Origin of the sequence: Brachyspira pilosicoli (assembly GCF_019402445.1) — a bacterium.
GTDB classification, from domain to species: domain Bacteria; phylum Spirochaetota; class Brachyspiria; order Brachyspirales; family Brachyspiraceae; genus Brachyspira; species Brachyspira pilosicoli_B.
On the sequence record NZ_SRZM01000415.1, the window covers coordinates 1 to 953 of the forward strand.

A 953-nucleotide genomic window follows, 5' to 3' on the forward strand; every position below is an offset into this window, starting at 1 on the left:
GAGCTGGTTATTTATCCGAATTTAATTTGAATATAGAAAATACTCTAGAGTTAAATAATATAGATATATATGAAACTAAAAGATTGTTTACTATAGATAAAAAATTAGATTATAATTCTATTATAAGTTATATTTATACAAATGATTCTATAACAAATTATAGCTATGATTTTAGAATTAAATATTATGATAAAATATTTAGAAATAGTGACATTTATAGCGTTTATCTTAATGTAGAAAAGATTTTAACAGAGAATAGTTCTATAAAAAATATAAAAATGCATAAAGAAGGAACTCCTTTTGGTAATTTTGTTTTTAATGACAAATTAAAATATGATGATAAAATAGATAATATATTATACACACTTAAAATAAAAAATATAGTTTTTTTAGTTCCTATTTTATTATTGTTTATATTATTGATTTTCTCTATGTTTGATAAAGAAATAATGCTATTTAAAAGAATATTATTAATCTCTTCAAATAAGAAAGCTTCTAATTTTTCTAAATTATTTTTAGTTATTATTATACTATTATTTATAGTATTAACTATTTTTTCTAAAAGGCTGTATAAAACTAATCTTACAAATTTAGAATTAGTAGCTCATACCGATATAGGTTATGTTTATCAAGCTAAATTGGAAAATAGATTATTATTTTCAGATAATATATTGTATAAATATAATGAAATAAAATTTGAAGATAAACCGGAATATATTAAATATGGGTATAATATAGAAATAACTAGAATACCTGATACATTAGGTGGTGTTACTAATGCATTAAAAAATGATGATGGAAGTTTTACTATAATTGATGCTGCAAACTATAATACATATAATTATATGGTCCCTTTATCTAAAGGTGATAAGTATAAAGTAACAGTTGAAGCTAAAAAGACAGGGAAAATTTCTGGTGGAATAGCATTTATATTGGATAATTTGAATGCTAAA

The 953-nt window shown here is 20.3% G+C and carries 1 pseudogene; it reads left to right on the forward strand.

Annotated features, from left to right (window positions below):
- Nucleotides 1-953, forward strand: a pseudogene (locus tag E6A48_RS11505) (hypothetical protein); the annotation flags it as partial.